Origin of the sequence: Rhodococcus sp. NPDC080181, from assembly GCF_040702225.1 — a bacterium.
In the GTDB taxonomy this organism is placed as follows: domain Bacteria; phylum Actinomycetota; class Actinomycetes; order Mycobacteriales; family Mycobacteriaceae; genus Rhodococcoides; species Rhodococcoides fascians.
In genome coordinates this window covers 24,386-38,262 of the sequence record NZ_JBFBKN010000013.1, presented here as the reverse complement: position 1 = coordinate 38,262, position 13,877 = coordinate 24,386, and the positions used below count along the sequence as shown (strand labels likewise).

Sequence of the window (13,877 nt, the reverse complement as noted above, 5' to 3'; positions counted from 1 at the left end):
CCCTTCGAAGTCGTCACGCTGCGTCGGTCTTCTTACGCTCGACGATAACACTGGCCGGGGCCGCCGATCCGGTGAGCGAGTTGGGCAGAGCGAGCTTGAAGATCTTGCCCCACACGGTGCCGATCTGGTGGAAGAAGCCTCCGGTGTTGTACGGCAGGTCGTACTTCTGGCACAGAGCCTTGACCTCGGGTGCGATCTGCGGGTAGCGGTGCGCGGGCAGATCCGGGAAGAGGTGGTGCTCGATCTGGTGCGAGAGGTTGCCGGACATGATGTGGAACAGTGGCGAACCCTCGATGTTGGCCGATCCGAGCATCTGACGGACGTACCATTCGCCCCGGCTCTCGTCGGCGGTCTCCTCCTGACTGAAGGTCTGCACCCCCGTCGGGAAGTGGCCGCAGAAGATGATCGAGTACGTCCACACGTTCCGGATCAGGTTCGCAGCAACGTTGCCGACCACGGTCGAGGCGAAGAACGGCCCGGTCAGAGCGGGGAAGATGACGTAATCCTTGAGAGCCTGCTTGCCCGCCTTGCGCCACATTCCCTGCAGCAGCGGCTTGACGTCGTGCCACTTCCTCTTACCGGCGACGATGTTCTCGGTCTCGAGGTCGTGCAGCATGACGCCCCACTCGAAGAACGTCATGAGCAGGAATGCGTAGACGGGGTTGCCGAGGTAGTACGGGTTCCACTTCTGGTCCTGATCCATGCGCAGGATGCCGTACCCGATGTCGCGGTCCATGCCGACGATGTTGGTGAACGTATGGTGCATGTAGTTGTGCGAGTGCTTCCACTGGTCTGCCGGGCAGACTGTGTCCCACTCGAACACCTCGGAGTTCAGACCCGGCTCACGCATCCAGTCGTACTGGCCGTGCATGACGTTGTGGCCGATCTCCATGTTGTCGAGGATCTTCGCGACGCCGAGTGCGCCGACACCGGCGAGCCACGCCGGCGGGACGAAAGGCAGGTACATCAGTGCGCGTCCGGTGATCTCGAGCCCGCGCTGCGCCTTGATGATCTTGTAGATGTATTCGCGGTCCTCGTCGCCCAGTTTGGCGACGGTGCGGGCCCGCAGGTCGTCGAGTTCGCGGCCGAGCTCTTCGACCTGTTCGTACGTCAGTACGGTCGGCTCGTCGGGCAGCGTTTCGTTGCGTCGGAAGGGAATGACGGCGGTGGGCAGGATCGAGAGAATCGTTCCGAGCATCTGCTGATCTCCAATTCGATCGGGTGGTGGGCGGGAGCTCCGGGACTAGATGTCGATGTCGACGTCGCCGACGGCAACGGACACACAGAGCTGGATCTTCTTGTCGGATTCGGTGTCGGTCTCACCGGTCTTGATGTTCTTGGTGCAGCCGGACTTCTTCACCGAGGTGCAGGTGAAGCAGATGCCCATTCGGCACCCGTTGGCCGGCGACAGACCGGCTCCCTCGGCTTGTTCGAGCAACGTTGCACCGTCGTTCTCGGCGGCGACGTCACTTCCGGAGAACGTGGTGGTTCCCGTGACGTCGTCGCTCACGGTGGCGAAGGACGGTGTGAATTCCTCGAGGTGCAGTCGGTCGCCGAGCCCTGCGTCGTCGAAGAACGACGTCACGCCCTTCATCAGCCCGGGCGGACCGCACAGGAAGGTATCCGCGTCTGCGAACCACGGTGCCACGGCGTCGAGATGCTCTTTGCCGAAGAACCCGTGCAGGTCCCCGCCGGTCGTCTGCTCGGTGTATGCGAAGACGAGGTTCACGTTGTCGTGCTCGGCGGCGATCTTCTCGAGCTCCTGCTTGTACGCGACGTCGTTCTCGGTGTACGCGTAGTGCAGGAAGGTCAGGTCGCTGCTGTACCCCTCGTCCAGCAGCGACCTGAGCATGGACAGCACGGGCGTGATGCCGCTGCCGCCGCTGATCAGCAGCGTGCGCGCCGGGCGTGGCTGGGGAAGCTTGAAGGTGCCGTCCGCCTGCGACAGGCTGACGACGAGGCCGACGTGGGCGTTCTTGTGCAGATACTGCGAGACCAGCCCCTCGGGGTGCGCCTTGATCGTCAGCTCGATTCGGCCGTCCTTGCGGTACTGCGAACAGGCCGGCGAGTAACAGCGAGTCTGACGTACGCCGTCGATGACCACCCCGACCTGAACGAACTGGCCGGCCTGAAAGCCTTTCCACTGTCGGGTGGGGCGGATGGTCAGCGTCAGCGAATCTTCGGTGGACCGGTGTATCTCGGTCACTTCACCGCGCAGATCACGAACGGTCGTCATGGGGTCGACCAGCTCCAGGTACCGATCGAGCGCGTGGGGCGTGGCCATGGCCTCGAACAGGGAAAGAAGCGAGAACTTGCGCGAACCCGTGGGTCGCGTCGGACGTTCTTGAAGCGTCATTCCATCCTCCCTAACCGGATCGAACCCTACGACCCATTCAGTGAACGATTGTACACTAACATGAGTGTGACAGAGCGACACCGGTACCTGTCAACGTTTATGTGACCGCCATTACAGACCTCATGTGAAGTTCACGGGGACCGCGGAAGCAACCGGAGGGGAGATCACAGAGTGCCCGCCCATAAACTGGACGCCGTGACAGAACCGGGTACCCGCGCGGAGCGCAAGGAGCGCACGCGGCAGGCCTTGATCGACGGCACACTCGATCTGCTTCGCGAACGGTCGTTCGCGAGCGTGAGCCTGCGTGAGGTTGCGCGGTCCGCCGGCATCGTCCCCACCGCGTTCTATCGACACTTCGCGTCCATGGAAGACCTCGGGGTCGCGTTGGTCGAGGACAGCATGCGCATGCTGCGCCAGATGCTGCGCGACGCCAGACGCAACCCGAGTACCAAGACGGCCACCGAATCCTTCGGCATCCTGGTTCGTCAGGTCCGCAGCCACGAGGATCAGTTCCGCTTCCTCAGTCGCGAGCGCTACGGCGGAGTCACCGAGGTACGTCGCGCGTTCGCCACCGAGCTCCGGCTGTTCGTCAGCGAGCTGACCATCGACCTCTCTCGCATGCCCGGTCTCGAACGATGGGACGTCGCCGATCTCGAGATGACGGCCGACCTCCTGGTCTCGACGATGCTGACGGCGGTGGTCGGTCTGTTGGAAATCGACCGACCGGGTAGTCAGAACGAGAAAGACCTCATCGAACGCACCGAGAAGCAGATCCGGATGATCATGCTGGGGATGAGCAAATGGGAACCGCGACGGGCTTGACCGTCGGGCACGAGCGCGAGCCGCGAAGGAGCATCATGACCACCGAGGTACACATCGGCGAGTACACGTTCGAGCTGGCGCAGGCAGGTCCCGTCGACGGCGTACCCGTCGTTGCGCTGCACGGCTTTCCACAGACCAACGCGTCGTGGTCGCGGGTGACCCCCGAATTGACGGCCGCGGGCTGCCGCGTCCTGGCCCCCAACCAGCGGGGCTACTCCCCCGGTGCCCGCCCGATCGGCGTCGAGCACTACCGCATCGAGCGTCTCACCGAGGACGTCCTCGGTCTGCTCGACGCCTTCGACCTGAACTCGGCGCACCTGGTGGGTCACGACTGGGGCGCTGTGGTCGCCTGGCATGTCGCCGCCGAGCATCCCGACCGCGTCCGAAGCCTCACTGCCGCATCCGTTCCGCACTCTGCGGCGTTCAACTGGGCCATTCGCGAGGACCCGGACCAGCAACAGCGGTCCCAGTACTTCGGCTTGCTTCGCGAACCTGAGAAGGCCGAACGAGTACTGACCGAGAACGACGCCCAACGGCTCCGCGCGATGTTCGGGGCCGAAAGCCTCGACGACGAATACGTTCGCCATCTGACGGTGCCGGGAGCACTGACGGCTGCGTCGAGTTGGTATGCCGCGATGACGCGGGAGTTCGCGAACCTACCTGCGGTGACGGTGCCGACCACCTACGTGTGGAGCAACGGCGATACCGCCATCGGTCGAGCCGGCGCGGAGCGCTGCGCCGAGTTCGTCGATGCGCCGTACCGATTCGTCGAACTCGACGGCATCTCCCACTGGATCCCCGAGGAAGCCCCCGACAGACTCGCAGCCGAGATCTTGGATCGTATCGGGTCGGTCTAAACCTGTTCCGGGGCGCGAACTTTCAGCAATGCCAGCAGCCCGGCGGCGAGGACGATGATCAGCCCGGCGATACCTGCGCGGTCGGCGTCGAACATCCACACGAACAGCCCGAACAGCGAGGGCGCGAGAAACGACGCGGCCCGACCCGTCGTCGCGAACAGTCCGAAGAACTGACCCTCGCGCCCGGGCGGTGCCAGTCGGGCCAGGAAGGTACGCGCAGACGATTGCGCGGGCCCCACGAACAGGCACAGGATCAGCCCGAAGATCCAGAACATCGTCGGTCCCGACACGAACAGCAGAATGGTTCCGGCACCGATCATGGACGTGAGCGAGAAGACGATGACCTTCTTGGGTCCGATTCTGTCGTCGAACCGCCCGGCGACGATGGCACCGAGGCCTGCGATGACATTGGCGGCGACGCCGAACAGCAGTACGTCCGCCGCGCCGATGCCGTAGACGCTGACCGCGAGAACGGCTCCGAAAGTGAACACGCCCGCCAGTCCGTCTCGGAACAGTGCGCTGGCGATCAGGTAGTAGACGGCACGCCGGTCTGCGCTCCACAACTCGCGCACATCACGAAAGAGAACGCGATAGGACTCCGCGAAGCCGGCCTGTGCCGCCTCGGGATCGGCGATGGCCCTGGGTACTTCGGGAACTGCGAACATCACCGGGATGGCCGAGACCGCGAACCAGACGGCCGCCAGCACGGCGACGAGCCTGATGTTGAGCCCTCCATCGGTGCTCAGCCCCAGCAGGCCCCGAGTGTCGCCGTCCCCGACGATGAAACCGAGGTAGCCCAGAAGGAGTAGGACAATTCCACCGAAATAGCCCATCGCCCAACCGAATCCGGACACACGTCCGATATTGGCCGGGGTGGAGACCTGCCGCAGCATCGAGTTGTACGGAATACTGGCCAGCTCGAACATGATGGATCCGAGACCGAGCAGCAGCAGCCCGAGCCACAGATAGTGGTAGTCGTCCTGTACGAAGAACAAGCCGGCCATGGCCACGACCGTCAACGCGGTCAATAGCCCCAGCAGCCATTTTCTCTTGCCGCGGGCGTCGAAGTACTGCCCGCACACCGGTGCCAGCAGTGCGATTACGACGCTCGACAGCGCGATGGACCAGCTGAACCACGTGGTCGCCGAGATGGATCCGGGTAGGTCGTCACCGACGGCATCGGTGAGATACACCGAGAACACGAACGTGAGAATGACGGCATTGAACGCGGCCGATCCCCAGTCCCAGAACCCCCAGGCGGTGACCTGCTTACGCGTTGTGGCGACTCCGACGACAGCGGCCTCCGGCTGGGTTCCCATGGTTGCCAACACTAGCCCGCGACGGGCCCACGTTTGGGTGCACCTAGTTGCATAGTCACCACGTTGCATACATACTCTCGGGTGTGGCTTTGGAACACGCGATTCTGGTCTCCCTCACCGAGCTGAGCGGCTCGGGGTACGAGCTCGCCCGACGGTTCGACAAGTCCATCGGCTTCTTCTGGAGTGCAACTCATCAGCAGATCTACCGCACTCTGACGCGGATGGATGGAGCGGGCTGGATCACCGGCGAGGCAGTCGCACAGGACGGCCGTCCCGACAAGAAGGTCTATTCGGTCAGCACCGCGGGCCGCGCCGAGCTCGATCGCTGGATCGCCGCGCCGACCGATCCCTCGCAGCTTCGCGAGGAGCTCGCCGTGAAGATTCGCGGTGCGGCCAACGGTGACATCGAAGCGTTGAAAGTCGAAGTCGCCCGCCACCGCGACGTACATGCCACCCGTCTCGACGTGTATCGACTGATCGAGAAGCAGGACTTTCCGGCCCCCGCTGCCCTGACCGGTACCGCGCTGCATCAATACCTGGTGCTCCGCGGCGGGATTCGTGTCGAAGAAGGATTCACCGAATGGTGCACCGAGGTATTGGAGAAACTGTGAAGACCGAGCAGACCACTGGTCCGTACCCGAATCTGTTGTCGCCGTTGAACGTCGGCGCAACCACGCTGAAGAACCGCGTGATCATGGGATCGATTCACACCGGCCTCGAAGATCGCGCCCGCGACACCGGCCGCCTGGCTGCCTACTTCGCCGAGCGTGCCCGCGGCGGAGTCGCACTCATCATCACCGGGGGTTACGCCCCCAATCGCACCGGGTGGCTGTTGCCGTTCGGGGCCAAGCTGACCAACCGCATCGAGGCCCGTCGGCACCGCAGGATCACCACTGCCGTGCACCGCGAAGGCGGCAAGATCGCGCTCCAGATCCTCCATGCCGGACGCTATTCCTACCAGCCGCTGAGTGTGTCGGCATCGTCGATCAAGGCTCCCATCAATCCTTTTCGGCCCAGGCGATTGACCTCGAGGGGCGTTCGCTGGCAGATCAGAAACTTCGTGCGGTGCGCCCAACTCGCACAGAGCGCCGGCTACGACGGCGTCGAAATCATGGGCGGCGAAGGCTACTTCATCAACCAGTTCCTCTCCGAGCGCACCAACAAGCGACGCGACGAATGGGGTGGTTCCGCGGAGAACCGTCGCAGAATGGCAGTCGAGATCGTGCGGCAGATCCGTGCCGCCGTCGGATCCGACTTTCTCATCGTGTTCCGGCTGTCGATGGCCGACCTCGTCGAGGAGGGCCAGAGCTGGAACGACATCGTCGCCCTCGCCGAGGACGTGGAGGCCGCAGGCGCGAACATCATCAACACCGACATCGGCTGGCACGAATCGCGGGTGCCGACCATCGTCACCTCGGTTCCGCGAGCAGCATTCGCCGACATCACCGGCAAGCTCGAAAAATACGTGAGCATCCCCGTCGCCGCGTCCAACCGCATCAACATGCCCGAGATCGCCGAGAACATCCTCGCCCGCGGCGACGCGCAGCTGATCGCCATGGCCAGGCCGATGCTCGCCGATCCGTTCTGGGTCGAGAAGGCTGCTTCCGATTCCGCGGATCGAATCAACACCTGCATCGCCTGCAATCAGGCCTGCCTCGACCACGCCTTCGTACACAAGAAGGTCTCGTGCCTGGTCAACCCTCGCGCCGGTCGCGAGATCGACCTGCAGTTGTTGCCGACGAAGAAGACCAAGAAGGTGGCGGTCGTCGGGGCCGGGCCCGCCGGACTGTCTGCGGCGCTCACCCTTGCGCAACGCGGACACGCCGTCAGCCTGTTCGAGGCCAGGGGCGAGATCGGCGGCCAATTCGGTATCGCCCGTCTGATTCCCGGCAAGGAAGAGTTCGCCGAGACCATTCGCTACTTCTCCACCGCTCTGCGCGACGCGGATGTTGCGGTACACCTCGATACTCGGGTTACCGCCGCAGAACTCGCCGCGGGCGAATTCGACGAGGTGGTCCTGGCCACCGGTGTCACTCCCCGGATGCCGCAGATCCCAGGTATCGATCACCCGTCCGTGCTCTCGTACGCGGAACTGGTGCGCGACGGTAGGGCCGTCGGCGACCGGGTCGCGGTCATCGGTGCCGGCGGTATCGGCATCGACATCTCCGAGTTCCTCACCACCGACGCCTCCCCCACGCTGGACCTGAAGGAATGGAAGCAGGAGTGGGGAGTCACCGAGCCCGAGGCCGCGCCGGGCGCGTTGACCACCCCGGTGCCTGCCGCATCTCCTCGGGAGGTCTACCTCCTGCAACGCAAGCCGGGACGTATCGGGGCCGGTCTCGCGAAGACCACCGGGTGGGTTCACCGCGCAGCATTGAAAGCCAAGGGCGTGCACCAGCTTTCGGGCGTCAACTACGAGAAGATCGACGATGCGGGCCTGCACATCTCGTTCGGCGAGAAGCACGAACGACCACGCTTGCTCGAGGTGGACACCATCGTGATCTGCGCGGGCCAGGAGTCGGTCCGGGATCTGGTCGGCGAGCTGAAGGCCGCGGGCACCACCACACACATCATCGGCGGTGCGGACGTGGCGGCAGAGTTGGACGCCAAACGGGCGATAGAGCAGGGCACCCGGCTCGCGGCCACGATCTGATCTGTCCGCTAGCCTGTCTCACCGTGAGCCTGCCCAAGCCCAGCCCCGATGCCCGCGCCGTCGTCACCGGAGCCTCCTCCGGTATCGGTGAAGCCCTGGCCACCGAACTCGCCACCCGTGGTCACTCGTTGATCGTCGTGGCCCGACGTGGTGAACTGCTCGAGGCGCTGGCCGCGAAGCTCACCGCCGAGCACGGCGTCACCGTCGAGGTGCGGGCGTCGGATCTGTCCAACCGCGAGCAGCGCCAGGAGCTGGTCACCGAGCTCTCCGAGCGTGAGATCTCGATCCTGTGCAACAACGCAGGCATCGCGACGTTCGGACCGGTGGCCGGGCTCGATCCCGCGTACGAGCGCGATCAGGTGGAGCTCAATGCCGTTGCCGTACACGACCTCACGCTGGCAGTCATGCCCGGCATGATCGGTCGCGGAGCAGGCGGCATCCTCATCACCGGTTCTGCGGCGGGCAACATGGCCATCCCCAACAACGCGACCTACGCCGCGACGAAGGCCTTCGTCAACACGTTCTCGGAGTCACTGCGCGGTGAGCTCGCGGGCACCGGCGTCAACGTCACCCTGCTCGCTCCAGGCCCGGTCCGCACCGAGACACCCGACCCGGCCGATGCGTCGATCGTCGACAAGATGGTTCCCGACTTCCTGTGGATCGACAGCGCCTACACCGCGAAGCTGTCACTGGACGGCCTGGCGAAGAACAAGATGCGCGTCGTTCCCGGACTGCTCAGCAAGGGCATGTCGGTCGCCGGGCAGTACAGCCCGCGCAGCATCTCCGCGCCGATCATCGGCAGCTTCTACAAGAAGCTCGGCAGCTAGTACCCGAATCCTGGTCGTTCCGCGGGCTCCACTCCCGACTGAACAAGCTCAGCGCCGCCGACGCCGACCGGTTCCGAAGATGCTGCGCGAGATTTCCCGCCCGGCGGCCGAGGCAGCCGATCGAAGGAAGCTCTTCACCGCCGGGTTGCTCATGATGCGCTCCGCGGCCGACGGCCCGTCCGGCTCGCTCGGAGGCAGATCCGGCAGATCGGCGGGCAGCGGTGGGATATCGAACTTCTCGGCCGGCACGGCCACGTCCGTGACGCGTGCGTTCATCCGCTCGTAGGCGGACTCGCGATCGATCGTCTCGCGGTACTTGGCGGACAGGGTGCTCGACGACGCGGCAGCCGCGATGGCGTCGTTGCCGATGGTGTCCATCAGGGAGCGGGGCGGGCGAATCTTCGTCCATGCCACCGGTGTCGGCGCGCCTTTCTCCGAGAGCACCGTCACGATCGCTTCTCCGGTCCCCAACGACGTCAGTGCCTTCTCGAGGTCGTAGGCGTCGGTCTTGGGGTACGTGCGCACCGTCTTGTTCAACGCCTTCTGGTCATCGGGCGTGAACGCGCGAAGGGCATGCTGAATTCTCGCGCCCAATTGGGAGAGAACGTCGTTGGGGACGTCGGTGGGCAGCTGTGTGCAGAAGAAGACGCCGACGCCCTTCGAGCGAATGAGCTTGACGGTCTGTTCCACCTGCTGCAAAAAGGCTTTCGACGCGTCGGCGAAGAGCAGATGCGCCTCGTCGAAGATGAACACGAGCTTGGGCTTGTCGACGTCACCGACCTCGGGCAACGTCTGGAAAAAATCGGCCAGTACCCACATCAGGAAGGTGGAGAACATCACCGGGCGTGACGCCTGAGCACCGAGCTCGAACAGGGTGATGACGCCTCGTCCGTCGGGTCCGACGCGGAGTAGGTCCTCGGTCTCGAGTTCCGGTTCGCCGAAGAAGGTGTCGCCGCCGTCGGCCTCGAGATTGGCCAAGGCACGCAGGATGACTCCAGCGGTCGCCGACGAGACACCGCCGATGCCTTTCAGGTCGGCCTTGCCTTCGTCACTCGTCAGATGCATGATCACCGACCGCAGGTCCTTGAGATCGAGCAAGGCAAGTCCCTGGGAATCGGCCCAGTGAAAGATCAGCCCCAGGGTCGACTCTTGAGTGTTGTTGAGCCCCAACACTTTGCTGAGCAAAATCGGTCCGAACGCGGTGATCGTGGCCCGCACCGGCACCCCGATTCCCTCGGTGCCGAGCGAGAGAAATTCCACCGGGTGTCCGGCGGGAGCCCAGTCCGTCAGGCCGGTGTCCGCAGCGCGGCTGCGGATCTTGTCGTTGCCTTCGCCCGGCGCGGACAAGCCCGAGAGATCTCCTTTGACGTCGGCCATGACAACGGGAACCCCTGCGGCAGAAAGCTGTTCGGCTATCCCCTGGAGCGTCTTGGTCTTGCCGGTTCCGGTGGCCCCGGCAACGAGACCGTGCCTGTTCAACGTGGCCAACGGAATACGAATGCGGGCAGCGGGGTCGGTGACACCGTCCAGAACGACGGTTCCCAGTTCCAATGCCGCACCTGCCGATGTGTATCCGGCGGCGATCTCGCTTGCTTTACCGTGCACCGCCGGTGCCGACCCTTGCTCTGCGGCACGCGCCTCGGCCTCGGCGGCGTCGGCCGCAGCCAGAGCGTCGGCAGCCACCCGTGCGGCTTCCACGGCCGCCGCTTTGGCCGCCTTCGCCTTCTCGGCAGGGCTGAGCGTGGGTGCCGGCTGCGTCGGGTCGCCTGTCATGTCCGCATCCTTTCGTGAACGTGCGCTGAAGTGAACGGGGTCGATCGCCACCGCAAACCCTAGTGGCTGTGGTGCGCGCACTACTGTGGAGCGAGTGCAGGACAAACTCGTGTGGATCGACTGTGAAATGACCGGCTTGGACCTGAGCAAGGACAAGCTGATCGAAATCGCGGCGTTGGTGACCGACAGTGAGCTCAACATCCTCGGGGAGGGTGTCGACATCGTCATCCACGCCGACGACGATGCGTTGGCGAACATGCCGGCCGTCGTCACCGACATGCATGCCAAGTCGGGCTTGACCGACGAGGTGCGCGCGTCGACGGTGAGCCTGGAGGAAGCCGAGCAGCGCGTGCTCGCGTACATCAAGGAGCACGTCCCGGTGGCCGGAACGGTTCCGCTCGCGGGAAACTCGATCGGGACCGATCGTGGATTCATCTCTCGCGACATGACCGCGCTCGACACCTACCTCCACTACCGAATGATCGACGTCAGCTCGATCAAAGAACTTTCCCGACGGTGGTACCCGCGGATCTACTACGGGCAGCCGGCCAAGGGCCTTGCGCACCGCGCCCTGGCCGACATCAAGGAGTCAATCAAGGAGTTGCAGTACTACCGTCGTACCGCCTTCGTCGCGCCCCCGGGGCCGTCGACCAGCGATATCGCGGCAGTCGTTCAGGATCTCGACACGCAGCAGGGGGCGGATTAGCAACCTCGGATTCAACCCGCTAGTATTGTCGACGCTGCTGATGGAGAGCCCGAAAAGGTTCTGCGGACGCATGCAATGGTGGGCGTAGTTCAGCTGGTAGAGCACCAGGTTGTGATCCTGGATGTCGCGGGTTCGAGTCCCGTCGCTCACCCCAAACGAAGAAGGCCGGTCTCCTCGCGAGACCGGCCTTTTTTGTGTATCCTCTCCACCCTTCGCCAGGGTGTTCGAGCGGACGGTGCGTACCCACCCTGACCTCGAATTACGTTGTTGTAATTCACTTTTCGAGTTTCTTATGGGGTTTCTGTGACGTACGGTTACCAATGGCACTTTTGGGGAAGAAAAGTACCAACGTGATTCATGTGTTTTCTGCTACGTGAGTTCAGCGTGCCCCGAAGCGTCACCGAACATGCTCGACGCCCAGCTCGCACCCATCCGACGGGTGCACGGCGGGCAGAGACGAGGAGGCTTTTTCGTGGGTCGCAGAATGCACAGAGTCATAGCGGGTTCGATCTTGTCGGCAGCACTGTGCATCGGCACAACCGGCTTGCTCAGCCCAGCGGTGGCCACCGCTCAACCCACGATCGAATTACCTCAGATCCCAATCCCCCAGCCCGATGCGCAGCAGCGGGCCGCAATACTCGCCGCGGTGCTCGACGCCACCGGTGTGCTCATCAACCAGGTCGCGGCGATCGTTCTCGACGGCGACGTGCTGTCGGTGCCGGATACCGCAAATCCCGCGGATGTACCCGAGATCGAACTTCCGAGTGCGCCGCCCACGGTGGGGCTCGGAGGTGCCGTGCTCCCGATCGACGCAGGCAAATATCGCATCACTTCGGGTTACGGCGGACGCAACAACCCGACCGGCAACGGCGCGCAGTACCACCAGGGTGTGGACCTGGCTGCCGACAGCGGAACCCCGATCCATGCGGTGACCGGCGGAACCGTCGTTCAGGCCGGAGACGCGGGCGACGGCTACGGCAAGCTCGTTCGGGTCAAGAGCGGAAACACCGAGACCTACTACGGCCATCAGTCCAGCCTCGCTGTGTCCGTCGGTGACGAGGTGGCACCGGGAGATGTCCTCGGGGCGGTCGGCAGCACCGGCAATTCGACGGGACCGCATCTGCACTTCGAGGTCCGCAACAACGGCTCGAGCATCGAACCGGTCGCGTACCTGAAGACACTCGGGATCGATCCTTCGCTCTACCAGACCCGCGATCGAAGCTGATCGACACCGATCAGACAGTGGTGGCGTTGCCCGCTTTCCACTCGTCCCAGGGGATGTTCCAGTCGCCGAGACCATCGGTCCCCGACAACGTTCCACCGACGGTGTTCTTGACGACGACGATGTCGCCCCGCTTGGTGTTGTCGTAGACCCACTTGGCATTGGTGGGGCTCAGATTCAGGCAACCGTGCGAGGCGTTCGAGTACCCCTGCTGTCCCACCGACCACGGTGCGGAGTGGAAGAAGATGCCGCTGTACGACATCCGCGTCGCCCAGTCGACCGGAGTGCGGTACCCGGTGGACGAGTTGACCGGCACACCGTAGGTCGACGAATCCATGACGAGATGCTCGAATCGATCACCGATGATGTAGACGCCGTTGTCCGTCGGGGTGGAGTCCTTGCCCATCGACGTCGGCATCGTGATGACATCCTGGCCGTTGACGTTGAACGTCACCTGCTTGGTGTTGTCGTCCGCAGTGGCAATGACCGCGTCGCCGATCGTGAACGACGTCGTCGCATTCTCCTGGCCGTAGATGTCGTCACCGAGATCACGCCCGTACACGTTGACGGCCACGTCGACCTTGGTGCCCGGTGCCCAGTAGTTCTGCGGTCGCCAGCGAACCTCTTTGTTGTTTACCCAGTAGAACGCACCTTCCACGGCCGGCGTCGTGGTGACCGTGATCGCATTCTGGGCAGCAAGCTTGTCGGTGATCGCCTCGTCGAACTGGACCGCGACAGGCTGCCCGATACCCACCACGTCGCCCGGGTTCGGCAGAACGTAGGGCTTGGTGAAATTGCCCGGCTGGCTGGTGGTGAAGCTCGACACCGTGCTCGACGATCCTCCGAGTCCGTACGCATCGGCCTGCACTCGATACTCGCGGTTGTAGCCGAGGGGTTCGGTGTTGGTCCACGACAGCCCGTCCGGAGCAATGGCTCCCGATACCGGCTCGCCGTCGGGGTTGAGCATGGTGACCGAGGACAACTTGCCGTCGGCAACCGAGACGGTCACCGGGTCTGCCGGTGAGAATCCGACTGCTCCGTCGAGCACGCTCGCGGTCAGCTTCGGTTTCATCAGTTCGGTCATCGGGTTGGAATCGATCGGAACGGAGGGTTCGGAGATGTCCGTCTGCGAGCTGCACCCGGACAGCACCGCCACCGAAGCGACAACTCCCACCGCGGCGAGAACGAATCCTCGAGACACCCTCATGAACACACCACTTCCCACTTCGAGCCCGACCCGGACGATTCTGCCAGCGCAGAATCCACACATTCCACTCGACAGCCCGTTCGACAAATAACGTTCGAGTACCAATCGTGCTGCAGAAAGTTGGTGTTACCTCCC

At 63.9% G+C, this 13,877-nt stretch carries 12 protein-coding genes and 1 tRNA gene; 8 read left to right on the top strand and 5 right to left on the bottom strand.

All coding sequences use genetic code 11. The annotated features are described in order from the left end of the window. Positions 1-13: 13 nt before the first annotated feature. On the bottom strand, positions 14-1,198 hold the full coding sequence (locus AB0O58_RS16175) for an acyl-CoA desaturase (RefSeq protein WP_032368223.1): 1,185 nt from the start codon (positions 1,196-1,198) through the stop codon (positions 14-16). A gap of 45 nt (positions 1,199-1,243) precedes the next feature. Next, the gene (locus tag AB0O58_RS16170) at positions 1,244-2,356 is read right to left on the bottom strand and encodes an FAD-binding oxidoreductase (RefSeq protein WP_032368224.1); all 1,113 of its coding nucleotides are present in this window, start codon (positions 2,354-2,356) and stop codon (positions 1,244-1,246) included. Between the two features lie 195 nt (positions 2,357-2,551). Between AB0O58_RS16170 and AB0O58_RS16165 the strand changes: the two genes are divergently transcribed. Then, on the top strand, positions 2,552-3,178 hold the full coding sequence (locus tag AB0O58_RS16165; RefSeq protein WP_032368471.1) for a TetR family transcriptional regulator: 627 nt from the start codon (positions 2,552-2,554) through the stop codon (positions 3,176-3,178). A 35-nt stretch (positions 3,179-3,213) separates the two neighbouring features. Beyond that, complete coding sequence (locus tag AB0O58_RS16160) at positions 3,214-4,035, top strand: alpha/beta hydrolase (protein WP_206498220.1); 822 nt, start codon at positions 3,214-3,216, stop codon at positions 4,033-4,035. On the opposite strand, the gene AB0O58_RS16155 is transcribed toward AB0O58_RS16160, so the two are convergent. Further along, a complete protein-coding gene (locus tag AB0O58_RS16155) occupies positions 4,032-5,354 on the bottom strand; it encodes an MFS transporter (protein ID WP_206498221.1) in 1,323 nt (440 codons plus the stop codon). The two genes, AB0O58_RS16160 and AB0O58_RS16155, sit on opposite strands and share 4 nt — an antisense overlap. Before the next feature lie 83 nt (positions 5,355-5,437). Between AB0O58_RS16155 and AB0O58_RS16150 the strand changes: the two genes are divergently transcribed. From AB0O58_RS16150 to cmrA, 3 genes are read left to right on the top strand one after another with little or no spacing between them, the layout of a single operon-like run. Continuing rightward, the gene (locus AB0O58_RS16150; RefSeq protein WP_045194555.1) at positions 5,438-5,965 is read left to right on the top strand and encodes a PadR family transcriptional regulator; all 528 of its coding nucleotides are present in this window, start codon (positions 5,438-5,440) and stop codon (positions 5,963-5,965) included. Next, positions 5,962-8,007: an NADPH-dependent 2,4-dienoyl-CoA reductase gene (locus tag AB0O58_RS16145; protein WP_366238495.1), complete on the top strand. Its 2,046-nt coding sequence runs from the start codon at positions 5,962-5,964 to the stop codon at positions 8,005-8,007. The genes AB0O58_RS16150 and AB0O58_RS16145 overlap by 4 nt, the downstream gene beginning before the upstream one ends. A 23-nt stretch (positions 8,008-8,030) precedes the next feature. Further along, positions 8,031-8,834, top strand: a complete 804-nt coding sequence (gene cmrA / locus AB0O58_RS16140; protein ID WP_032370197.1) for a mycolate reductase — start codon at positions 8,031-8,033, stop codon at positions 8,832-8,834. A gap of 48 nt (positions 8,835-8,882) precedes the next feature. Here cmrA and AB0O58_RS16135 read toward each other — a convergent pair whose 3' ends face one another. Continuing rightward, positions 8,883-10,607 carry a helicase HerA-like domain-containing protein gene (locus AB0O58_RS16135; RefSeq protein WP_206498223.1) on the bottom strand — a complete coding sequence of 575 codons (1,725 nt, stop codon included), beginning with the start codon at positions 10,605-10,607 and terminating at the stop codon, positions 8,883-8,885. Between the two features lie 94 nt (positions 10,608-10,701). Here AB0O58_RS16135 and orn point away from each other — a divergent pair, with 94 nt between their 5' ends. The 3 genes from orn to AB0O58_RS16120 all read left to right on the top strand — a co-directional run bounded on the left by orn (position 10,702) and on the right by AB0O58_RS16120 (position 12,538). Then, positions 10,702-11,313 (top strand): oligoribonuclease, encoded by a 612-nt coding sequence (gene orn, locus AB0O58_RS16130; protein WP_204878852.1) that lies wholly within the window; start codon positions 10,702-10,704, stop codon positions 11,311-11,313. Positions 11,314-11,391: 78 nt separating this feature from the next. Continuing rightward, positions 11,392-11,467 (top strand) — tRNA-His (locus AB0O58_RS16125). A 330-nt stretch (positions 11,468-11,797) separates the two neighbouring features. Beyond that, positions 11,798-12,538 (top strand): M23 family metallopeptidase, encoded by a 741-nt coding sequence (locus tag AB0O58_RS16120; protein ID WP_241258044.1) that lies wholly within the window; start codon positions 11,798-11,800, stop codon positions 12,536-12,538. A 10-nt stretch (positions 12,539-12,548) separates the two neighbouring features. On the opposite strand, the gene AB0O58_RS16115 is transcribed toward AB0O58_RS16120, so the two are convergent. Further along, on the bottom strand, positions 12,549-13,742 hold the full coding sequence (locus AB0O58_RS16115; RefSeq protein WP_032370364.1) for an Ig-like domain-containing protein: 1,194 nt from the start codon (positions 13,740-13,742) through the stop codon (positions 12,549-12,551). Positions 13,743-13,877 lie beyond the last annotated feature (135 nt).